At 70.4% G+C, this 20,972-nt stretch carries 21 protein-coding genes and 1 tRNA gene; 4 read left to right on the top strand and 18 right to left on the bottom strand.

Annotated features, from left to right (window positions below):
* Positions 1 to 53: 53 nt before the first annotated feature.
* From ABZZ04_RS09585 to ABZZ04_RS09525, 13 genes are all read right to left on the bottom strand, one after another.
* A complete protein-coding gene (locus tag ABZZ04_RS09585; protein ID WP_356931623.1) occupies positions 54 to 1,163 on the bottom strand; it encodes a glycosyltransferase family 4 protein in 1,110 nt (369 codons plus the stop codon).
* Positions 1,160 to 1,696 carry a deoxycytidine triphosphate deaminase gene (locus ABZZ04_RS09580; RefSeq protein WP_356931622.1) on the bottom strand — a complete coding sequence of 179 codons (537 nt, stop codon included), beginning with the start codon at positions 1,694 to 1,696 and terminating at the stop codon, positions 1,160 to 1,162. The genes ABZZ04_RS09585 and ABZZ04_RS09580 overlap by 4 nt, the downstream gene beginning before the upstream one ends.
* The gene (dcd, locus tag ABZZ04_RS09575) at positions 1,693 to 2,232 is read right to left on the bottom strand and encodes a dCTP deaminase (RefSeq protein ID WP_356931621.1); all 540 of its coding nucleotides are present in this window, start codon (positions 2,230 to 2,232) and stop codon (positions 1,693 to 1,695) included. Before dcd ends, ABZZ04_RS09580 begins: the two co-directional genes overlap by 4 nt.
* Positions 2,229 to 3,455, bottom strand: a complete 1,227-nt coding sequence (locus ABZZ04_RS09570; RefSeq protein WP_356931620.1) for a metallophosphoesterase — start codon at positions 3,453 to 3,455, stop codon at positions 2,229 to 2,231. The genes dcd and ABZZ04_RS09570 overlap by 4 nt, the downstream gene beginning before the upstream one ends.
* Positions 3,452 to 4,768, bottom strand: a complete 1,317-nt coding sequence (locus ABZZ04_RS09565) for a UDP-N-acetylglucosamine 1-carboxyvinyltransferase (protein ID WP_356931619.1) — start codon at positions 4,766 to 4,768, stop codon at positions 3,452 to 3,454. The genes ABZZ04_RS09570 and ABZZ04_RS09565 overlap by 4 nt, the downstream gene beginning before the upstream one ends.
* 33 nt (positions 4,769 to 4,801) lie before the next feature.
* Positions 4,802 to 4,975, bottom strand: a complete 174-nt coding sequence (locus ABZZ04_RS09560; RefSeq protein ID WP_356931618.1) for a hypothetical protein — start codon at positions 4,973 to 4,975, stop codon at positions 4,802 to 4,804.
* Positions 4,976 to 5,013: 38 nt separating this feature from the next.
* Complete coding sequence (locus ABZZ04_RS09555) at positions 5,014 to 5,460, bottom strand: hypothetical protein (RefSeq protein ID WP_356931617.1); 447 nt, start codon at positions 5,458 to 5,460, stop codon at positions 5,014 to 5,016.
* A gap of 55 nt (positions 5,461 to 5,515) precedes the next feature.
* A complete protein-coding gene (locus tag ABZZ04_RS09550) occupies positions 5,516 to 6,745 on the bottom strand; it encodes a helix-turn-helix transcriptional regulator (RefSeq protein ID WP_356931616.1) in 1,230 nt (409 codons plus the stop codon).
* A gap of 218 nt (positions 6,746 to 6,963) precedes the next feature.
* Positions 6,964 to 7,665 (bottom strand): plasmid replication/partition related protein, encoded by a 702-nt coding sequence (locus ABZZ04_RS09545; RefSeq protein ID WP_356931615.1) that lies wholly within the window; start codon positions 7,663 to 7,665, stop codon positions 6,964 to 6,966.
* Between the two features lie 65 nt (positions 7,666 to 7,730).
* Entirely contained in the window at positions 7,731 to 9,380 is a 1,650-nt protein-coding gene (locus tag ABZZ04_RS09540) for a mobilization protein (RefSeq protein ID WP_356931614.1), read from the bottom strand.
* Positions 9,381 to 9,827 carry a plasmid mobilization relaxosome protein MobC gene (gene mobC, locus ABZZ04_RS09535; protein WP_356931613.1) on the bottom strand — a complete coding sequence of 149 codons (447 nt, stop codon included), beginning with the start codon at positions 9,825 to 9,827 and terminating at the stop codon, positions 9,381 to 9,383.
* A 267-nt stretch (positions 9,828 to 10,094) separates the two neighbouring features.
* Positions 10,095 to 10,913 carry a DUF2637 domain-containing protein gene (locus ABZZ04_RS09530; protein WP_356931612.1) on the bottom strand — a complete coding sequence of 273 codons (819 nt, stop codon included), beginning with the start codon at positions 10,911 to 10,913 and terminating at the stop codon, positions 10,095 to 10,097.
* A 193-nt stretch (positions 10,914 to 11,106) separates the two neighbouring features.
* Positions 11,107 to 12,297, bottom strand: a complete 1,191-nt coding sequence (locus ABZZ04_RS09525) for a DUF3631 domain-containing protein (protein ID WP_356931771.1) — start codon at positions 12,295 to 12,297, stop codon at positions 11,107 to 11,109.
* Between the two features lie 290 nt (positions 12,298 to 12,587).
* Here ABZZ04_RS09525 and ABZZ04_RS09520 point away from each other — a divergent pair, with 290 nt between their 5' ends.
* The 3 genes from ABZZ04_RS09520 (at position 12,588) to ABZZ04_RS09510 (ending at position 15,145) form a co-directional block, all read left to right on the top strand.
* A complete protein-coding gene (locus ABZZ04_RS09520; protein ID WP_356931611.1) occupies positions 12,588 to 13,082 on the top strand; it encodes a helix-turn-helix transcriptional regulator in 495 nt (164 codons plus the stop codon).
* Between the two features lie 130 nt (positions 13,083 to 13,212).
* Positions 13,213 to 13,584, top strand: coding sequence for a helix-turn-helix domain-containing protein (locus ABZZ04_RS09515; protein WP_356931610.1), 372 nt, complete (start codon positions 13,213 to 13,215; stop codon positions 13,582 to 13,584).
* Positions 13,585 to 13,612: 28 nt separating this feature from the next.
* The gene (locus tag ABZZ04_RS09510; RefSeq protein ID WP_356931609.1) at positions 13,613 to 15,145 is read left to right on the top strand and encodes a LacI family DNA-binding transcriptional regulator; all 1,533 of its coding nucleotides are present in this window, start codon (positions 13,613 to 13,615) and stop codon (positions 15,143 to 15,145) included.
* A 66-nt stretch (positions 15,146 to 15,211) separates the two neighbouring features.
* Here the strand turns inward: ABZZ04_RS09510 and ABZZ04_RS09505 are convergent, their stop codons facing one another.
* The 4 genes from ABZZ04_RS09505 to ABZZ04_RS09490 all read right to left on the bottom strand — a co-directional run bounded on the left by ABZZ04_RS09505 (position 15,212) and on the right by ABZZ04_RS09490 (position 17,886).
* A complete protein-coding gene (locus tag ABZZ04_RS09505) occupies positions 15,212 to 15,676 on the bottom strand; it encodes a hypothetical protein (RefSeq protein WP_356931608.1) in 465 nt (154 codons plus the stop codon).
* A 1-nt stretch (position 15,677) separates the two neighbouring features.
* Entirely contained in the window at positions 15,678 to 16,577 is a 900-nt protein-coding gene (locus ABZZ04_RS09500) for a nucleotide-binding protein (RefSeq protein WP_356931607.1), read from the bottom strand.
* A gap of 196 nt (positions 16,578 to 16,773) precedes the next feature.
* Positions 16,774 to 16,847, bottom strand: a tRNA-Pro gene (locus ABZZ04_RS09495).
* Between the two features lie 100 nt (positions 16,848 to 16,947).
* Positions 16,948 to 17,886 (bottom strand): metallophosphoesterase, encoded by a 939-nt coding sequence (locus ABZZ04_RS09490; protein WP_356931606.1) that lies wholly within the window; start codon positions 17,884 to 17,886, stop codon positions 16,948 to 16,950.
* Between the two features lie 79 nt (positions 17,887 to 17,965).
* Between ABZZ04_RS09490 and ABZZ04_RS09485 the strand changes: the two genes are divergently transcribed.
* Positions 17,966 to 18,430, top strand: coding sequence for a GatB/YqeY domain-containing protein (locus ABZZ04_RS09485; protein ID WP_148836850.1), 465 nt, complete (start codon positions 17,966 to 17,968; stop codon positions 18,428 to 18,430).
* Between the two features lie 165 nt (positions 18,431 to 18,595).
* On the opposite strand, the gene ABZZ04_RS09480 is transcribed toward ABZZ04_RS09485, so the two are convergent.
* Positions 18,596 to 20,851 carry a transglycosylase domain-containing protein gene (locus tag ABZZ04_RS09480; protein WP_356931605.1) on the bottom strand — a complete coding sequence of 752 codons (2,256 nt, stop codon included), beginning with the start codon at positions 20,849 to 20,851 and terminating at the stop codon, positions 18,596 to 18,598.
* Between the last annotated feature and the right edge of the window lie 121 nt (positions 20,852 to 20,972).

The following is a 20,972-nucleotide window of genomic DNA, read 5'->3' as shown; positions in this document are numbered from 1 at the left end:
AGCGGCCAGCGTAGTGAGCTGGTTCGGGCGGTCCGGGCAAGGCGTGCCGGTGGTCAGGCGAGCTGTTGGCCGAGGGTGGTCAGTTCTCGGGCGGTCTTCGACAGGGGATAGCGGCCGGCGTTGGCGTATCCGGCCTGTCGCAGAGCGGGCAGGAGGCCGGGTTCGGTCCGTAGGCGGTCCAGGTCCCGGGTGAGGGCGGTGGGGTGGGTGAAGTCGGTGGCCATACCGGAGCGGGCGAGGGCTTCGCTGAGGCCGGGGACGGGCTGGTAGAGGACGGGGAGGCCGCAGGCTTGGGCTTCCAGGGCGACCAGGCCCATGGCCTCCAGGGTCGTGGAGGGCATGACGAGCACGTCGTGCTCGGCGAACGTTTTCCACAGCTGGGGACGACGAAGCCAACCGAGATAGCGGGCCCTCACCCCGGCCCGTTGCAGCCGTGGGGCCAACGCGCGGAACTGGGCGCTGGGGGCGGCGATCGACAGCTCGACGCCTTGGAGTGGGGCGACGCTCCGGATGAGGGCCTCGATGCCCTTCTCAGCGGTCAGTCGGCCCGCGTACAGCAGGCGGAGGTGGCTCTTCGCCGGGCGGGTGGTACGGAGGGGTGGATGGCTGAGCAGCCGATCCGGAATGCCCCAGGGGATGTGGTTGATCTTGCGGCGGTCGGTCTGCGGGGCGAGCTTGAGGAGGTGGTCGGCCATGGCGCCGGTGGGGACGACGATGGCGTCGGCCGCCCGGGCGGTCGCCCGCAGGATCTGGAGCTGGTCGCGGTGGGCCTCGGCGAAGAGCAGGTCGGTGCCGTGGACGAGGGCGATGCGGGGGTGCGCGGGCAGGGCCCGGATCAGGGCGGGGGTGGCGCCGAAGGCGAGGTGGTGCAGGTGCAGGACGTCGATCTGGGAGGGGTTGATCGCAGCCGTCAAGGCTTGGCGGAGGTGAGCGACGTACCGATGGAAGGCAGGGCCCTCCAGGCACTTGCCGGTCGTGCTGAGCAGGTCGAGGCCGGGCGGTGTCCGGGGACGGGGTCCGGCCGGGGCGAGCATGAAGGCCCTGGCGGGGATGAGGGGTTCCTCGCCGGTGTAGAGATCGAGGAAGAGTTCGACGCTGCCACCGGGACTGCCAGCGGGCAGGTCCAGGAAGGTGGCGACCAGCGGATTCCGGTCAGGACTCACCGGCGGCCTCCGCCGATCTCCTCGTAGAGGCGGGAGATGTCGATGCCCTCGGTGGCCGCGTACTTCGCGGGCTGCTGCTGGTAGCTGGCCGGTGTGCCCTGCGCGGCAAGGAAGACCAGCTTGCCGAACGTCATGCCGGGATAGACGCGGACGGGCCGGGCGGCACGGATCTCCAGGGTCCAGCGGATGGCGTGGCCCTGGTGGCCGAGCGGGGCGGAGACGTGGACCCAGATGCCGAGGGCGCCGATGGTGCGGTCGCCGTTGAGCATCTGCGCGTACGTCTCCGAGCCGGTGCGCTCGTGGGTGACGCCGAGGTAGAGCAGGCCGGGCTGGAGGACCAGGCCGGTGGTGAGGATTTTCTGCTCGGTGTAGGTGGTGGGGACGGCGGCGTCGAGGTCGCCGGCGCAGACGCGGAGGGTGTCGCCGAGGCGCCAGTCGTAGGCGTTCGGGGAGACACGGGCGGGGTCGTACGGGTCGATGGTGATCTCGCCGGCGCGGACGGCGGCGCTGATGGCGGGGCCGGTGAGGATCACGAGACGACCACCCCGAGGCGGGCGGCGTCGCGCCAGTAACGCGAAGGCTGGGGGCCGTCGGCGGCCTGGTACTTGCCCGCGTACAGGTCGACGTCACCGGTGGAGACGAAGAACATGATTTGCCCGATCTTCATGCCCGCGTACACGCGCAGGGGACGGATCGGGGAGAGCATCAGCGTCCACTGGCCGTGGAAGCCGATGTCGCCGATCGGGGCCGTGATCTCGACGAATAGACCGAGCCTGCCGACGGAGGAGCGGCCGAACAGCAGCGGGACGAAGGTGTCGGAGCCGACCTGTTCGAGGGTGTGGCCGAGGTAGAGCTCACCGGGCTGGAGGACGTATCCGTTCTGACCGATCTCGACCGTGGTGGTCGGGTTCGGGTGGTGGGCGTCGATGACCGGAGCGGTGTAGGTCAGCAGGGTGGGGCCGAGGCGGACGTTGTAGCTGTTGGGGTTGACCTGGTCCGGCTCGAAGGGGCTGATCGTGAGGCGGCCGTCGCGGGCGGCGGCGGTGATCTCGGGGCCGGTGAGGATCATCGGGCGCCCTCCTCCTTCTCGGGCAGCGGGGTGGCGATGATGCGGCGGACGGCCTCGCCGAGGCGGAGGCCGGCCTGGTGGGTGCGTCCGCCGAGGTACGTGTCGGCGAGGTAGTCCGTGGTCAGTACAGACCGGACGCCCGGCGGCAAGGGCCCGGGGGAGACGGCCAGCGGGCCGGTCTGCTCGGTCAGGTGCGCGAGCAGGCCGTCGGGGTCCTGCGCGTGCCGGTCGGGCAGGAAGGCGTGGACGAGCTGGTTGTCGAACGGCTCGATGGCCAGCAGGTCCCCGAGCGTGAGGACATCGCCGAGGCGAATGGGCCGCAGGGCGGTGTCGTTGAGGATGACGGCGCCGGCGCCGAGGCCGGTGTGGAGCCGGGAGGCGATGTCCTTCAGGAGCTGGTGGCGGTCGAGGACGGTGTCGCGGTAGGGCTCGTTGACGGTGCCGAGGCGGGTGGCGAGCATCCGGCAGGTGGCGGTGATCTCCTCGTCCAAGGTGGCGAGGTAGTCCGGGACCGGCGTAGGGGCGGGGAAGAGGGCTGTACGGGCGGCCCAGCCGGAGCCGACGGGTTCGGCGGCGGCGTATCCGTCGGCCAGCTCGCGGCCCTTGACCACGAGGGTGTCTCCGACGTGCACCGGCCCGTAGGCGTCGCTGTGGCAGTGTCCGGCGAAGACGACGTCCACGAACGGGCAGGCGGCGGCGAGCTTGAGGTCCTCGTCGAAGCCGGAGTGGGACAGCACGATCCAGGAGTCCACGTGGTGGTGGTGCTCCAGCATCAGCTCGCGCAGCGCGGTCACAGGGTCGGTGACGCGGTGCTTCGCCCGCTGGTCGGCGGGGATGGTGCGGAACGCGCTGACGCCGATGACCGCGGTGACGGCGACCCGGCGGCCGTGTACGTCGACGACGCGGAGGCGGTTGAACAGCGGCTGTCCGGTGGTGGCGTCGACGGCGTTGGAGCAGATCGTCATCGCGCGTAGGCCAGGTTCGAGGTAGTGGGGCCAGCCGTGGTTGCCGGGCGCCAGCACGTCGTACAGCGTCGTCAGGATTTCCCGTTCGATGGCCCCCTTGCCCAGCCGGTAGTAGCCGGTGCCTTCGAAGAAGTCGCCGCAGTCGACGAGGAGCGAGTTCGCCTTGAGTTCGTGCAGGTGCGGCAGGAGCCTGTGGGCCTGGTCGAGGGCGGAGTGGAGGTCGGTGGTGGCCACGATCTGGCCGTACGTCCTGCTCATCGCGGTACGTCGGTGAGGTCGGCGCCGAGGGCGCGGAGCTTGGCGGGCAGGTCGGCGTGGCCGCGGCGCAGCTGGTCGAGGCCGCTGACGGTGGTGGCGCCCCGGGCACCGAGGCCGGCGATCAGGAGGGTGGAGCCGGTACGGATGTCGGTGGCCTTCACCGTCGTGCCGGTCAGGCGCTGGGGCCCGGTCAAGCGGCAGCGGGTGGGCGAGAGCTCTTCGATCACCGCTCCGAGCCGGGCGAGCTGCGGGAGGAGGTTGCCGTGGCGGCCGGGGTTGATGTCGTCGGCGAACATGTGGATGCCCGGCAGGGTGAGGGCCAGGGCCATCAGCGCGGGCTCGAAGTCGGCGTCCAGGCCGTCCGGGGTCAGCGAGGCGATCGCCCGAAGCGGCCGTCCGCTCACGGCGCGGGCCCGGTGGACGGTGATGGCGTCGGGGGCGAGGGTGACGGGGATCCCGGCCGAGTCCAGCAGGCCGGCCAGCGCCTTGAGGTCCGGCCCGTTGACGCCTTCGACGCGGCCCTCTCCGCCGGTGGCGGCGATCGCGCAGGCCAGTGTGCCCGCCTCGATCTTGTCGCCGGGGACCGTCCAGGCGACGGTTCCGGCCGGGACGCCCGGTGGCGGGGCCAGCGTGATCTTCTCGCTGTCGGCGTGGGCCGTCCATCCGGCGGACCGTAAGGCGGCGAGTACGCTCGTGGTCTCCGGGGACAGGTTGGGATTGCCCAGTTCCAGGCGGCTGCCGGCCACGACCGCCCGGCAGATCGCGGCGATGCTCGCTCCCCGCGAGCGGAACGGCAGCGTCAGGGCGACCCTGTCGCGGGGCTGATCGGCGGCCAGGACGCGGTACCCGGAATCGTCGACAAGGACGGTGTCGCCGAACGCCTCGTAGACGGTGAAGTGCAGCTCCATCCCGCGGTCACCGATCTGACAGCCGCCGGGCCAGGGAAGGGCCGTCTGCCCGTAGGCGGCAAGCAGCGGTGCCACCAGGTAGTAGGAGGCTCTGATCTGAGCGGCGTCCGTAAGGTCGGGTGCGGTGGCGGGATGCCCCTTGGGCGCCACGATCACGGTTCCCGGCTCGGCGACCGGGCGGGCGATGCGGTAGCCGGTCTGTTCCAGCAGGCCGAGCATCCTCTGGACGTCGGCGCTGGCCGGGACGCCGGACAGGCGGACTCCGCGGCCCAGGGACGCGGCGGCGGCCAGCAGCGGCAGCGCCGCGTTCTTCGAGCCGTCCACCCGGACTGTCCCGGCGAGCGGGCGGCCGGGGCGGACGGTGACGGTGTCGACGACTCTCGTACGGGCGGGGGCGAGATCCATCAGAACCTCCTGGTCGCGGGGCGGTATGGCTGGTCAGGGGCCGGTGGAGAGGTGCGGGGAGACGATGTCCGGCGCGGCCGCGGTCGCTCGGTGGACCGTGGCGTCGAGGAGCTGGGCAGCGTGGGAACGCAGCGTCCAGGTGGGCCCGGCCAGGCCGGCGAAGGCGAGGAACGTCAGGGCGATCCGGCCGCTGCGGTCCGCCCGCACGTGGGGTGGGGCGTGAGGGAAGCGATGACGGGCCCTGTTCACGAGGTCGCGCCGAGGGCGTTCTCGTGGGCGTCGAGGAGACGGCTGGTCTGCGCGTACAGCCGTTCCAGCTCGGCGGAGGTGAGGACGAGGGCTCCCTCGCGGGTCGAGCCGTCCTCGAAGTGGATCTCCACGGGCACCGAGCCCTGGCGGGCGCGCGGGTCGTAGACCGCGTCCCGGCCGGGCAGCAGCGTGGCGTGGGTGGCCTGCGCCGGCACCGGGCGCAGCGTCGTACCGTCCGCCGGCGCGGACCAGGCGGGGCCGCCGCCGGGCGGGCGCAGGTGGTAGGTGGTGGCGGAGTCCTCGCCGGGGAGGGTCACCACGACGCCGACCCGGCCGCTGCGGGCGGTGTCGGCGGCGAGGTCGCCGAGCTGAGGGAAGAAGGGAGCCGCTGTTCCTAACTCGGATCCCTGGGAGGGGAGATGGGCAGAGCGTCGTCCGGTCATGCCCCGAAGTTAGGGACGGACACAGCCCCGAATATGAGCCGGAGGAATACGACTCCTATCCGTCCAGGTGGAAGCGGTCGGACATGCGCCGCAACTTCTCTCGCGTGGCTGCACGTTCGGCGTGGACGATGCTGCGGAGGGTCGATCGGGCGATGGGGTGGTTCCGTACGAGCTGGGGTGCGATCCGTTCGGCGGTCTCCAGCTCGCCGAGTGCCTTGTCCCGGTTGCCGTCCCACAGCCACGCGCGAGCGATGTCCATGTGGTGGTGCCCCTGACGGGAGTTGGGCAGCGCGCCGACTAGCTCGGGGCTGGTGCGGCGGTTGATCTCCAGGGCCTTGCCCTGCTCGCCCATCTCTAGGGCCACGCTGATCGCGTGGATCTGCACGTTCCCGGCGGAGAACGTCAGCGAGTGCCGGTCGTACACCGGGGCCCCTGCGTACGCGTCCATCCGCTCGGCGGCGTCCTTCGCGTACCCGATCCGGTCCTCCGCCTCCGAGGCGCGGCCGGCACGGGCGGCGGAGACCGCGGCCCGGAGCTGGAGGGTTCCCCAGGCGCGTACGGCCAGCGGCTCGCCGTGCTCGTACGCCTGCTGCACCGATCCGATCGCCTTGTCCGAGAGCGTCAGCGCGTCCGACCAGTCGGCCGTCGCCCACATGTCCCAGACCCGCATCCAGTCCGCGACCGCAGGCAGCACCGGGTCCCCGGACAGACGAGCCGACCACGCGGCCCGCTCGCAGGCCATCGCCACCAGCTCGGGGTGGCCGAGGGAGTGGGCCGCGGTGTGCGCGAACTTGCAGCACACCGCGTAGATCGCGTACGCCTCCTCCCGCTCGTGCCCTTCCGACATCTCCGCAAGGGCCCGCGCCTCGCGAAACAGATCCGGTAGGACGCGGAGGATCGCCACGTTCGAGGCGGTGTCACGCAGCCGGTGCAGGCGGGTCACCTCACGCCACAGCTGCGAGGCTGACCTCGGCGTCCCGTCGAAGACCGGCGCGAGGTCGTAACGGCGCAGCTCACGCAGGATCGACGAGGCGGCGACCTGCCACTGGTTGTCCTCCGGGGAGCTGCTGTACGGGCGCCCGATTAGATCGTTCGGGTGGACGTGCAGCTCGGCGGCGATCTGGTTGAGCAGCCCGACCCGATCGAGCTCGATCAGACCCCGCTCCATCTTCGACACCCAGCCCTGCGACTTCCCCAGGGCCGTCGCCAAGTCCGCCTGCGGCATCCCCAGCCGCAGCCTCGCCCTGCGGACGCGCCGACCGATCTCCTCGGCTTCCTCCAGCATCAGGACACCTCCCAAGCTGCCGGGCGGCCTGGCTGATCACCAGGGCGTCCGTGCAGAGTTCGTCCCCAGCACGGTACCCAGACGGACGCGGGCCGCGAGAGCCTTGTGGAGATTCCCGCTAGGGCGTTCTCCGTCACGACGCCGGCTGACATCACGACCGAGAAGGCAGGAGTCCTGGGGGCCGACGTGTATGCGTCGGCCCCCAGAGCGCGGGAACGTCAGCCTCGGCCCAGCAGTTCGTCGATGAGGGCACGTGCCTCGGCTGTGAGGCCGTCGATGACCTCCTGGGCGTAGCGGGTGTCACGTCGGGCGGCGAGCTCCTGGACGGCGGGCCAGTTCGCCGTGATCTGTTCGATTGTCTGCTGCGCGTGGTGTACGGCCTCCTCCCAGCGGTCGACCGTGGCGATGGCGTCGTCGAGGGCGAGAACGCCTGCAGTCACTTGTTCGGCGAGGTCGGCGTCGTGCCGACGGAGTCGGTCGTAACGCTCCTGGAGAGCCTCGGCGTTGGCCTTGAGCCCGCAGGCGGTCTGGTAGGCGGAGTCAAGGCCGAGGGTGCCGGCGAGGGCCGGGGCATGCGTGAGGACGACGTTGGCAGCGGAGAGACGGCTGCGACTGAGCCCCTGGAGTTTGGCATGGGCCCGCATGGAGTGTCCCGAAACGGAACGCATGGCCATGGCGGTGATCATCGCCTGCTGGCCTTTGCTGATGTGCCGGCGGTACACGTTGCCGCTGTAGATCACGCGGATGGGGTCGTTGCCCGTGTAGGTGGTGAAACGGGGCTCGACGGCGGCGAGCTTGCAGGCGGCGAGACGGTTGCGGCCGTCGAGGAGGACGCCGTCGACATCGAGGACGATGTCCTCATGCTGGCACTCGGTCTTGATGGAATGGGCGAGGTCGAGCAGCTCGCCCTCGTTGAGCATCGGGAAGATGTCGGCGATGGGGTGGATCTTCAGGGTGTGCTCCTTGTCGGATGACGGGGTGGGGTTCAGCGCGTGCGGCGCTGATGGACGGTGTGGACGGGACGGTGGGGAGCCGACTGGGGTGCCGGGGCGCGGCTGGTGGTGCGCTGCGTCAGGTCGGCGAGGCGGTGCAGCCGCCAGGTCAGGACTTCGCTGACATTGGTGGCGGTGTCGAGTTCTCGCCCGGCGGCGGCTTCGACGAGGAGGGTTGTGGGGTTGTGGCCGGCGGTGCCGGCTTGGGCGAGGGTGGCTGCGAGGACGGGCCAGCCGGGCTCGGCGAGGATCTGGTCGGCTTGTTCCGGGAGCGCTCGGCGCACCGTCGCCACCTGCTGGCGACGAATCCACTCGGGCAGCTCGGTTCCTCGCCGGTGGGCCACGGCCAGCGGCTCGGCTGCCGTGGCCTGGTACGCGGTCCGGAGATGCTCGGCTGCCTGCCGTGCGGCCTCCGCCTGCTGGTTGTGGCCGCGGCTGCGGTGCCAGAGCTGCGCGGCAACGACCGCCAGCAGAACGGCGTCGATGACGGCTGCGAGGAGGGCTCCGTTCCTCGGGGCGGGCTCCCGCAGGATCGCCTTGACCGCCCGGCGTGTGGCCTGAGCCTGCTGGTGCTGGGCGCGGATGCGGGAGCGGCTGGCCCGCTCGAAGGCGGTGGCTGCCTGCAGGAGTCCGGGCCGCAGCGCCGGAGGGGCGGCGAGGGGCAGGATGTCGAGGGTTTCGGCGAGGACGACGATGTGCGCCTGCCCGGCCTCGTTCTCGCTGTGGTCGAGGAGCTCGGGCACCCGTTCGGTGGCCTGGGCGAGGCGACGCCAGGCACCGGACTCCGGCAGTGCCGCTGGACTGGTGTCGGTGGCGGTGAGGCGTTCGTGGATCTTGGGGTAGGACAGGTCGGGGGCGAGGGTGGAGCCGGAGTACCAGACGGGCTCGCCCTGGGCGTTGGTGTCGCCGGCGAGGGCGACCTTGTAACCGCGGATGTCTCCGGAGGGGAATCGCTGGATCTCCACGAGTGCCCCGGAGCCTTCGAGGATGCGGAAGTACTCCTCCGGTGTGGTGGCTGCTGCGAGAAGGGTTCGGGCGGTGGTGCGCAGGCGTTCGCGGGCGGTTGTGGCTCGGCCGGTCCGCTGGGCCTTCTCCTGTTCGGCGCGGGTGGGGCGCTTGGCGGCGGTGCGGTCGCCGCGCGGGACTTGGCGGAGCCCGTACTCCTTCTCGATGGCGACGAGTTCCTTGTCGGCACGCAGGAAGTCGTTCCAGTTGCGGGGCGGACGGAGGTCGCCTCGGACCTTGGTGGCGACGACGTGGATGTGGTCGTCGGCGTGGCGGACGGCGACCCAGCGGCAGGCGTCGGGGTCGCCGGCCGGGGCGATGCCGGTGGCGTCGAGGACGCGGCGGGCGATGGTGGCCCACTCGTCGTCGGTCAGGTGGCGGTCCTCGGGTGCGGCGCGGATCGAGCAGTGCCACACGTGGTTCTTCGGCGCCTTGTGGCCGGCCTGCTTGACCCGCAGATCAAGGACGTCGGCGAGCTGGGCGAGGGTGGCGGTGGGGTTGCGGCCGGGGTCGGGCACGAAGTCGTCCCACGCGGCGACGAGGTGGGGGTCGGTGTGTTCGTTGGCGCGGCCGGGCCCGTAGAGGTAGTTCAGGACGCCCCGGGTCTTGTGGCCGGGCTTGACGATGTTCGCGATCAATCAGGCCGCCCGGCGGTTTGTGGCGGCCACGATGGCGGCGGCGTCGACCTCCGTGACCGCCTCTTGGACCAAGGCCGCCAGCCGTCCGGCCTCGGCAAGCACAGCGGCGTCCATGGGGTGTGTCGTCCCGCCTTCGTTGAGGCGTTTGGCGATCTGGTTCGCGTTCGTGCCGACCCTGGAGACCTGCTTGCGCAGGGCGGCGTACTCGTCGATCAGGTCGTCGACGGGGGTGCGCTGCTCGGGCAGGGCGAGGTCGCCGTTCAGGTGGGCCATGACGATGGCGCCGACGAGGTGCGCGCCGGCCAGACCGAGTCGGCGGGCTTCGGCAAGGATTTCGGTCTTCTCGTCGGTGCTGTAGCGGACGTCGACACGCTCTTTTCGCTGTACGTCCTGGCGGGCGCGACGGCGGGCGACACGGCGCAGTGCGGCCTCGTCGGCGGCTCGCACGGCCCCTGTCCCCGGTGCGCCCTCGCGCCGGGGGCCCGCCTCCGCCACCCCCGGGGCGGAGGCTTCTGCGTGGGACCGGCCCTTGGACGGTCCAACGCCATACCTTGCTCCGCCCGGGGCTGAGGTGGTGGTCGGCTGCTGGACGGCGTACGGGGCGTTGGGGAGGGACTGTTCGTGCATGCGCGGGCTCTCTGATCAGGGGGATTGCGGAAGCGGTCTCGCCCCGGAGGGATTCCGGGACGAGCGTCTGGGGGAAGGGCTCTGGCCCTACACGGCGACCTTGATGGAGGACTGATCGCGCTCGGCCTGGAGCAGGGACTTGGCCTTCTCCAGGCGTTCGCGGCGGCCGGGCCGCAGGCCCTGCTCGCGTATGGCCGTTTCCATGTGACGGCGGGAGACGCGGCCGTCACGTCCTAGCGGAGCGGCACGTCCTATCTCGACCACCTGGTCCCACGTGGCCATCGGTCGCTGATCGCCACGTTTGGCGGTCGGCTTCCCGGACTGGGCCACTTGCTCGGGCGCCTCCTCGGGCTCCTCGGCCACGTCGTCGTCTGACGGCGGTTCCTTGGCGGCTGCTGCCGCGCCACCTTCCGAGGTGGTGGCCGCCGCCTCGATGTGGCGGCCTTCGTCGCGAGGCTCTGCGTGGGCGGGGCGGCGCTGGACGAGGAGGTAGAGGTGGACGGCGCCGGCGAGGGCGAGCGGGGCGATGGCGGAGATGACGCCGACGGTGATGTCGTCGAGGGCGAGCTCGCCCGGGCGGGTCTGCTGGTTGAGGCGGACGGCGTGCAGCACGTTGGCCCAGATGCTGGTGACGGTCGCGATGCCCACCAGGGCCGAGACGTACAGGCGGGGCTTCAGCGGCGCGCTGCGCAGGACGAGGAGGGCGCCGATGCCGATGGCAATGAAGCCGTCGATGACGAGGGGGAAGGCGTAGGTGAGCAGCCAGTGGATGTGGCTGGCCGCGGCCATCTGACGCAGGGCGTCGTAGGAGAGCGCGAAGGCGGCCAGGGCCAGGAGAGCTACGCCGACGCGGATGGCGAGTGCCAGGGGCGCTGGCACGGAGACGGCGGGGGTGGGCGGGATCAAGCGGCGTGCTCCAGGGGATGGGTACGGCCACCGGGGGCGTGGGTGGCCATGAGTGCTGGGACTCGTCCCACTCGTCCCGTCGCTGGTCAGGGCAGGTACGGGTGGGGCGGTGATGTCGAGTCGACTCGTTGCGGGTCGGTGACTCGTCCCCGCGCTGACCTGCGTGGGGACGGGTGGGACGAGTCGGGGAGGGTCAGGCGCCGGGTTCGACGGGGAGGGCGGGGGCTGCCTCGGGCGGGCAGTAGCGGGTCCAGGCGTCGGTGAACTGGGCGCGGGTGAAGCCCTTGGCCTGGTGGCCGCCGGGGAAGCGTCGGTTGGCCGACTTGATGCCGTAGTCCTGGAGCAGGATCTGCAGGCCGCGCGGGGTGAGCCCGTTGGGGCTGTGCTCGGCCCACGGTGCCTCGGGGTCGGCGTTGAGGATCTCCAGGAGGCGGCCGGTACGGATCGCCGGCTGGTCGCCCTCGGAGGCGAAGGCGCGGCGGATATCGGCGAGGATGCGGATCTTCAGCCCGCCGTCCTCGTCACGCCCGGCCTCGTAGTCCGTCATGGCAGTGCACGCGGTGCGGGCCAGGACGGGCCAGTGGCCGCCCGCGAGGTCGGCGACGCTGACCAGTGGCGCCCAGGTGTCGGCGGCGCGGTCCTCGACCGGCATCTTCGGCTCCAGGGCGAGCGCCTTCTCGCGTACGGAGGCCAGCCAGGCCGCCAGCCGGGTGCGGAGCTCGCGGACGGCCAGGTCGTCGCGGCCGTAGCGCCAGAAGCTGACCTTCTCGGTCTCGGCACGGCGGCGCATGCGGATGACGACCGACCGGTCCATGATCGTGTCGGGCAGGTCGCCGATGCCGGCGAGGGCGGCCATTGCGAAGGTGTCGAACTTGACCACCTCGTGGTTGGGGCCGGTGACGCGCAGGGTGGGCCGGTTGCGCTGGTGGCCGGCGTTGAGCAGGCCGCGCATCTCCTCGTTCTTCTCCGCGACCTTCGCGCTGCCGAAGATCGTGTCGACCTCGTCCACGAGCAGCGTGGGCGGGTCGCCCGCGCCGATCGACCGGAAGATCGCCGCAGCGGACGCGTTGACCGTGATCAGCGGTTCGTGGACGGCCTCGATCAGGACTTCGAGGAGCCGTGACTTCCCGCAGCGCTTGGCCGGTCCGACCACCGCGAGGCGGGGCGCATGCTGCCAGACCGTCTGTAGGTGGGTCGCCGCCGCCCACAGTGTGGTGGCGGTCAGGGCTTCGTCGCTCGGCATCACGACGTAGCGCCGGATGGCGTCCCGGAGCAGGTCCAGGACGTCTATGCCTTCGGGGTCCGCGGCGGGGGGCTGGCCGGGGATGGCGGTCGGCGGCCACTCGGCGGGAAGGGATGGCGTGTTCGGTGTGGCTTCGTCCATACTGGACATCGAGCTCCTCAATCTGCGGCCGTATGGGACGGCAATCCCGGCACTGCAGCTAGTCGTTCAGGGATGGGCGGCGTGAGGTTTGCGCTTTGAGCCCCTCGGTGTCGCAAGCACTGGGGGGCTTTTTGCATGTCTGGCTAGGTGCTGGCGTCTCCTGCGGGCAGCAGCGGTCCAGTACAACAACCATGCCATACGCATAGCAGCTATGCAAGCGGCAGGACATGGTGTACTGTTTAAACTGCTGCGAATTGCAGGGACATGCTGCGAGAGGAAGGAGGGGGTCAATGCCCGACGACGACGGCGAGGACGCATCCGAGGGCGTCCTGCTCAAGGGCGAGGACAACGCCGCCAAGAGGATCAAGGCCGAGCGCGAGCAGCGTGGCTGGAGCACCACCACGCTCTCCGACCGGCTTAACGAGGCCGGCTACGAGATGAATCCGTCGGCGGTGTGGCGGATCGAGAACGGCAAGCGCCGTATCAACCTCGACGAGGCAATCGGCTTCGCAGAGGTCTTCGGCGTCTCGCTGTCCAACCTCGTCGGCCCGCCGGGCCTGGCCGCCGCCGGCCGTGCCATGGAGCTGATCGACACGGTCGTGGCCGCCAACGCGGCCGCCCAGAGAGCCCAGCACGCGTACCGCCGGGCCAACGCCGAGCTCATCGCCTACCTCGACGAGCATCCGGACATCCGCGAGGCGGCCGACGTGATGGTCAGCAACGCCATCGCCGAGAACACCATGAAGATCAACCAGGAGGAGTTCGGCCTGCCGCCCCAGCCGTAGCCCGCCCTTCCGGCCGCCCTGGACCGCAAACCCCAGGATCCGGCCGCACCACACGCCCATCCCATCCCTGAACGACACCGGCCCGGCCGGGGTTGCCGCCCCACACGCCGAGGCCAGGAGAGGACCACGCTTGCGCCACGCCGCGATACCCCATGCCTACGTGCAGCCCCCGCACCCGGACACCGCCCCGCCACGCCTGTACCTCCCTGAGGACGTCGCCGCTGCGCTCGGCTGCTCCGCCTGGTGGGTCAAGGACCGCGCCCGCCGGCGACTGATCCCGCACACCAGGGTCGGCCGGTCCTACCGCTTCACCGGCGAACACCTCGCGGAGATCATCCGCATGCACGAAGCCCTGCCCGCCGTGCCTCAGCCGCCGACTCCGCCCGCCGTCTCCAAGGCGCCCCGTCTGGCCTCCCCGTCCACCCCACCCGTTCCCGTGACCCGGCTCCGAGCCAGGCCCCCGCGCCGGTCCGGCCAGGGCCTGTTCGGGACCGCCGCGTAGCGCGAGGGCACAAGGAGGGGAGAAACACATGGGATTCGCGGAGAAGCGCGGAAACTACTGGCGCGGCCGGTACAAGGTCGCGCCCGGCAAGCACCTCACGGTCGCCGACGACCAGGGCAGGACCATCAGGTTCGCCACCAAGGGTGAGGCCCAGCGCGCCGCGAGCGAGGCCGAGAACAAGTACCGGCGCGGCGACTGGCGCGACCCGGCCCTCGGCCAGGAGACGTTCGGCGAGTACGCGAGCCGCTGGTACGAGGCCCAGGACCTGGCCGCATCGACGATGCAGAACTACAAGCGCCACATCGAGGAGCACCTGCTCCCCGACTTCGAGGACAAGGCCCTGGTCGGCATCCTCCGCACGGACGTCGAGCTGTGGGAGAAGAAGGAGCGGGCCCTGTACGCGGCCTCCAGCGTCAAGACCTGGCGCTCGACGCTTCACCTGATCCTCGAAGACGCGATCGACGAGGGCCTGCTCACCTCCAACCCGGCCACCAGGCGGCGCGGGCGCGGCAAGCGCGCCGGCCGCTCACGCGACCGCGGACCGGAGAAGGTCATCACCGACGCACTCGGCATCCTGCTCACCGCCGAACGGGCCTCCCTGCTCTCCGGCCGCGACGACGAGTTCGTCGCCGTCGTGCACAAGGGCTACACCGGCGTGCGCTGGGCGGAACTGGTCGGCATGGAGACGGAGTTCGCCCGCCCCGGATCCTTCCGCGTCGAGTGGCAGCTGTACGAGCTGGACACCGGCGAGCTGGTGCGCGTCCCGCCCAAGGACGACAGCTACCGCACCCTCGACTCACCGGACTGGCTCTCCGCCCTGGTCGCCAGCCACATCGCCCGCACGAAGCCGACACCGTGTCCCTGCCACGGCAAGACCTACGTCTACCGAGGTCTAGGGGCTGCCCGTACCGGCGGCCACCAGGGGGCGAAGCTCACCGACGTCGCCCGCTGTGCCGGCGTCTCCACGGGCACGGTGTCCAACGTCCTCAACCACCCCGCCCGCGTCGCCGAGGCCACCCGGGCGAAGGTGGAGCAGGCCATCGCGGACCTCGGCTTCGTACGCGGCGGCACGGTCTCCGAGCATGCGCCCCACTGGCGCCGCAACGGCTTCGCCACCTGGCTCTTCACCCCGGCCGTCTCCGGCTGGTACCCGAAGAAGGCGCCCCAGGAGGCCCGCCCCGTCCCGCTCCTCGGCGAACCGTGGCCCGGCGTCCCCTCCCGGGGCCGCAACGCCACCGACCGGGCCGACGCCTGCTGGGTCCCCGTCGCCAAGGGCCTCACGCCCCACGGCCTGCGCCACACCCACCGGACGATGATGGAAGACCTCGGCACCGAGAAGGTCCTCATGGACGAACGCATGGGCCACATCGACGGCTCCGTCTCGGCCCGCTACGCCCACGTAACCCCCGGCATGCGCCGCCGCCTCATGGCCGGCCTGACCGAACAGTGGGAGGCGGCGCTCGACGCCCGTCTGGCCATGTGCCCGACGTCGCCAGTGCGCGTGCTCAACGACCTTCTGCGCACACGCCGGGACGCCCGCGAGCTGGTGCTACCAGGGTGACGCCCCATATGGGTGCCCCCACACGAACGTCGTGTGGGGGCACCCATGTTTCGTGGGCGCGTCAGGTCAGACTGCGAAGGCTTGGCCGCATACGAGACAGTGGTAGGGGCCTGACGTGTCTTCGGGAACCTTCACCGGCTCGTACGAGTGGCAGGGGGATGTCACGATGACCATGTCGTCAGGCTCGGTCAGCGGCGAAGGCACCCCGGGAGATTCCATGCCACCCTTGACGCTGACCTTCACGTACTTGCTGCGGGCCCCCTTGAAAGCGTTCTTCAGTTCGTCCTCCACCATCCGCACTGCGGCGGGAGCTATCGCGCCTTTGGTGTAGTCGAGCTGTTCCTGCGTCCACCAGGAGTCCAGCCCCGCCGGCTGCCCACAAAGAGGGCAGTAGTAGGCGGTGGGCGACGGCTGCTCCTCGGCCTCTTCATTCGCCGGTCCGTGGTGCCACTTGAACTGGCTGATGCAGTGGGGACACTCCCGACGCACGAAACCATCGTGGTCGAGAGGGAGGCTCATCGAAATCTCCATGTCAGGCCCCGTTCACGAACTCTTCGACCCTGATGGGCACCCCATCGGCGGTCTTGCCCGTCAGGACGACGTTGAAGTACGAGCTTGCGCCCATTCCCATGGAGCGGGCGCTCATTACGTGCACCGACTTACCGGCCGGCAACTTCGGCACCGGGAACTCACCCTCGTTGCGTGTGACCAGCTCGGCCTTCTCTTCGGCTTCCACATCAAGGTCGTAGACGTCCCCAGGGCCGTGGTTGGTGATCACGACCGTCCCCATCTTCCTCGAGCCGTTGTTGACGTATTGGGCACTCAGCCGAGGGACGCCGGCCGCTTGCGACGACGGCAGCTTCCGCCCCAGGGGAAGTCCGCCGCCCGGCGGCACTGGGGGAGTGAGGTCGCCGGCGTCATGCCAGTCCGTGCCAGTCAGGCGTACGGCGCACCCTGCTGTCTCCAGTCGGGTTGCGAGGTCCTGGCGCTTCTTCGTGGAGTTGTCGAGCCGGATCACATGCCGACCGTGAATGTCGCTGAAGGTCTTCACCTGGCCGAGTTCCACGATCACGGTGCGGTTCTCGTCCCGGCCCATGGCCATGCCCGCCTCGAACAGAACGTTAGGCCGGGGCTGCATCTGCGGGCTGCACTCGGGGTCGCCGGCGTACGTGAGGCTCTCGTGCAGGTAGGTGACGTCGTCGGGGGTCTGGAGGACGACCACTGCCTGCGCGTTCGAGAACGCCGTGTCCAGGACCTCGCCGATGTAGGGGGAGCCCTTGCCGGTCATCTGGATGGCCTCGGACCACTCGATGGGATCGAGGCCCAGCGCCCGCAGGAACTCGAAGAGCCCCTTGCGTGCGAGTTCGTTTCGTCCGTGGATCACGAACACCTTGCGAGGGTCTGCGCCGCCCTCGGCCACTCGGTCTGCCATGTCTTGCTCACCACTCACGGTCGAGGGAGAACTGTCCTCAGCGACGGTAGCGGCAGGCACTGACAACGAGGGGGCCCGATGCGGGGAGCCGGGATCCCGAGGTCGGCTCCCAAACGGCTCCCAAGCCGACCCCGGAAACCACTCAGGGGCCTGACCCGATTTCTCGGATCAGGCCCCTGACCTGGTCTTACGGCTGTCGGGGTGGCGGGATTTGAACCCACGACCTCTTCGTCCCGAACGAAGCGCGCTGCCAAGCTGCGCTACACCCCGATCGCCGCCGGTTTCCCGGCGACATCGATTACTTTAGCCCACCCGCGCCCGCAGACGAAATCCGGTTTTCGTGCCGCCGCGGGCGGGGGAGGGAACGGGGTCAGTCCCGGGCCGTCAGGGTCAGCAGGGTCGCCTCGGGCGGGCAGGCGAAGCGGACCGGGGTGTAGCGGTTGGTGCCGCAGCCCGCGGAGACGTGGAGGTAGGCGCGGTTTCCCCCGACGGAGTGGGTGGACAGGCCCTTGACCCGGTCCGTGTCCAGGTCGCAGTTGGTGACCAGGGCCCCGTAGAAGGGGATGCAGAGCTGGCCGCCGTGGGTGTGGCCGGCCAGGACCAGGGGGTAGCCGTCCCTGGTGAAGGCGTCCAGGGAGCGCAGGTAGGGGGCGTGGACCACGCCGATGGAGAGGTCGGCGCCCGTCTCGGGGCCGCCCGCCACCTCCGCGTAGCGGTCGCGCTTGATGTGCGGGTCGTCCAGGCCGGTGAAGGCGAGCTCCAGACCGTCGATCTTGAGGCGGCCCCGGGTGTTGGACAGGTTCAGCCAGCCCGCCTCGTCGAAGGTGTCGCGCATCGGCTCCCACGGGTTGTGGACGACGCCCACCGCGGGCGCGTTCCCGTTGAGGCCGTGCTTGCCCCGGGCCTTCTCCACCAGGTAGCGGGCGGGGTTGCGGAGCTTGGGGCCGTAGTAGTCGTTGGAGCCGAAGACGTACACGCCCGGGAACTCCATCAGCGGGCCGAGCGCGTCGAGCAGCTCGGGCACCGCCCCGGGGTCGGAGAGGTTGTCGCCGGTGTTCACGACGAGGTCCGGGCGCAGACCGGCCAGCGACTGCAGCCAGGCGCGCTTCTTGCGCTGCCCGCTCACCATGTGGATGTCGGAGACCTGGAGCACGCGCAACGGGCGTGCCCCCTGCGGGAGTACGGGGACGGCGACCCGTCGCAGCCGGAACGAGCGGGCCTCGAACCCGGCCGCGTAGGCGAGACCGGCCGCGCCGATCGCCGCGCCGACTGCCGTGACTTTCAGGGGTACTCCGTAGCGTGCGCGCATGCGCCCATCGTCGCAGACACCGCGCGGCGAGCAGAAAACCGGCGGGCGCGGGCTGCCCCGTACCTGCCACAATCAGCACATGACCACGCTCAAGTCCAAGCTCAAGGAAGACCTCACCTCCGCCATGAAGGCGCGTGACGAGCTGACCTCGTCCACGCTCCGGCTGACCCTCACCGCCATCACGAAGGAGGAGGTCAGCGGCAAGTCGGCGCGTGAGCTCTCCGACGACGAGGTGCAGAAGGTGATCGCCAGGGAGGCGAAGAAGCGCCGCGAGGCGGCCGAAGCCTTCGCCCAGGGCGGCCGGGCCGAGCAGGCCGAGCGTGAGAAGGCGGAGGGTGCGATCCTCGACGCGTACCTGCCCAAGCAGCTGAGCGACGACGAGCTGGGCGCGATCGTGTCCGCCGCCGTCGAGGAGGCCAGGGCCGCCGGGGCCGAGGGCCCGCGTGCGATGGGCGCCGTCATGAAGATCGTGAACCCGAAGGTCGCGGGGCGTGCCGACGGCGGCCGGGTGGCCGCCTCGGTGAAGAAGCTCCTCGCGGGCTGACCCGGGGCTCCGGCCCGCGCCCGCGGCCGGACGCCCCGATGCATGAGGCCCGGCGCATGACGCCGGCGCCCGGTCCCGCGTCCGTGCTCGCGCGGGGACGAACATGAGGGTGGGGCCCGGATCGACACCGATCCGGGCCCCACCCTCATTCATGTCGTGTACGGCTCAGGGGCCCTGCGTGCCGCCGTTGGTCCGGCCGCGGTGACCGCCGCCGTTGTTGCCGCCGATCAGGTCCGGCGAGATGGTGATGCCGGGGAACGGGGTCTTGTCACCGGGCTTCTTGCCGCCCGGACCCGGCCTGCCGCGGTCGTCGCCGCGGTCCTCCCGGTCGTCCTCGTCCTCCTTGTCCTTCGCGGGGTCGGGGATGTGGACGGTGTTGAAGGGGGGAGCGGCCACGCCGTTGAGGGCGCCCGTCATCGCGTCGCGCCAGATGGGCCCGGGGACCTGTCCGCCGTACACCTTGTCCTGGTACACGCCGCCGATCGTGATGCGTTCCATCTCGACGCTCTGGGACGGGCTGCCGACCCAGACCGCGCCGGACATGTTCGGCGTGTACCCGACGAACCAGGCGTTCTTGCGGGCGTCGGTCGTACCGGTCTTGCCCGCGTTGTCGCGGCTCTGGAGACCCGCCTCCTGACCGGTACCGGAGTCGACCACTCCGCGCAGCAGGGTGTTGATCGTGTCGGCCGTCGTCTGCGACATGGCCTGCGAGCAGGAGGTACGGGGCACGGGGAGCGAGCTGCCGTCCGCCTTCTTGACCGACAGGACGGCGACCGGCGTGCAGTACGTGCCGCGGTTGGCGAAGGCGGCGTACGCGCTCGCCATCGTCAGCGGCGACAGACCGTTGGAGCCGAGGGTCAGCGTCGACGGGTTCTGCGGCAGCTTGGTGCCGTCGCCCTGCACTATCCCCAGCTTGTCGGTCATCTTCGAGACCGGGCACATGCCGATGTCCTGGAGCATCTGCACGAAGTAGGTGTTGACCGACATCTCCATGGCCTCACGCAGCGCGTACGGGCCCTTCTCGGACTCGCTCTCGTTCTCCACGTGATACTTCGGCACGCCGTCGTTGACCCACGGCTTCCCGCAGGACTGCACGGTGTCCGGGTAGTCCATGTCGTACGGCGACGAGTAGACCTGGGTGGCCGGCTTGCCGCCCTCTATGGCGGCGGCGGCGAGGAACGGCTTGAACGTCGAACCGGTCGGGAAGCCGTAGTTCGAGCCGCCCATGCTCTTGTTGACCGAGTAGTTGTACTGCGTCTCGTCGGGCCCGAAGCCGTACGGCTTGGACTGGCCCATGCCCATGATCCGGCCGGTGCCCGGCTGGACCAGGGTGACGGCCGTCGCGACCTTGTCCTTCTTGTAGACGTGGCTCTTGATCGAGGCCTGCACCGACTGCTGGGACTGCGGGTCGAGCGTCGTCCTGATCGTCAGGCCGCCCTGGTTCCAGATCTTGGCCCGGTCCTCCTTGGTCTTGCCGAAGACCGGGTCGTTGAGGAAGACCTGGCGCACGTAGTCGCAGAAGAAGCCCGCGCCGTTGACGGCGGTGATGCAGCCGTTCTGCGGCTTCTTGACCTTCAGCTTGATCGGGTTCGCCTTCGCCTTGTCGGCCTCGGCCTGCGAGATGTTCCCGACGGCCGCCATGCGCTGGAGCACGGTGTTGCGGCGCTTGGTCGCCTCGGCCGCGTCGTTGACCGGGTCGTAGCGGCTCGGCGACTGCACGAGGCCGGCCAGCAGTGCGGCCTCCTCCAGGGTCAGGTCCTTCGCCCGCTTGGAGAAGTAGCGCTGGGAGGCGGCCTCGATGCCGTACGCCTGCTGGCCGAAGAAGGTGATGTTGAGGTAGTTCTCCAGGATCTTCTTCTTGCCGAGCTCCTCCTCGACCTGGATCGCGTACTTCAGCTCCTGGATCTTGCGGCCCATGGTCTGCTGGGTGGCCTGCGCGACCTTGTCCGGGTCGTCGCCCGCCTCCTCGACGAAGACGTTCTTCACGTACTGCTGGGTGAGGGTCGAGGCGCCCTGCGCGGTCCCGCCCGCCTGCACGTTGCGGTTCAGCGCGCGCAGGATGCCCTTGAGGTCGATCGCCCCGTGCTTGTAGAAGCGGGCGTCCTCGATCGCCACGATCGCCTGCTGCATGTACGGCGAGATGTCCTTCAGGGGGACCACCGTGCGGTCGCGCGAGTACACCGAGGCGATCGTGCCGCCCTTGCTGTCCAGGATCGTGGTGCGCTGGCTCAGCGGCGGGGTCTTGAGGTTGGCCGGGATCTCGTCGAATCCCTCGACCGTCCCCTTGGTGGCGAGCCCCAGTGCTCCGGCGGCCGGCAGCGCGATGCCCGCGAGCACGACTCCGGAGAGCGCGGCGACACCGAGGAACTTGGCGGCCTGCTGGGTCGTCGAGAGACCCCCGCCCGAGCGCTTCTTTGGCATGGGGGCAGCCTACGTTCTCATTCGCCGGACACACGTATATGCCTTGGCCTAAGCTGCTCTCAACTGTCACAGCAGTCCGGTCCCGCATCAACCCCCGTGCACGACCCGGCCACGAACCAAG

This window comes from Streptomyces sp. NPDC006435 (assembly GCF_040612315.1).
Classification (GTDB): Bacteria; Actinomycetota; Actinomycetes; order Streptomycetales; family Streptomycetaceae; genus Streptomyces.
Note: the sequence above shows the minus strand (reverse complement) of the source record. Positions and strands in the feature narration are given on the sequence as shown.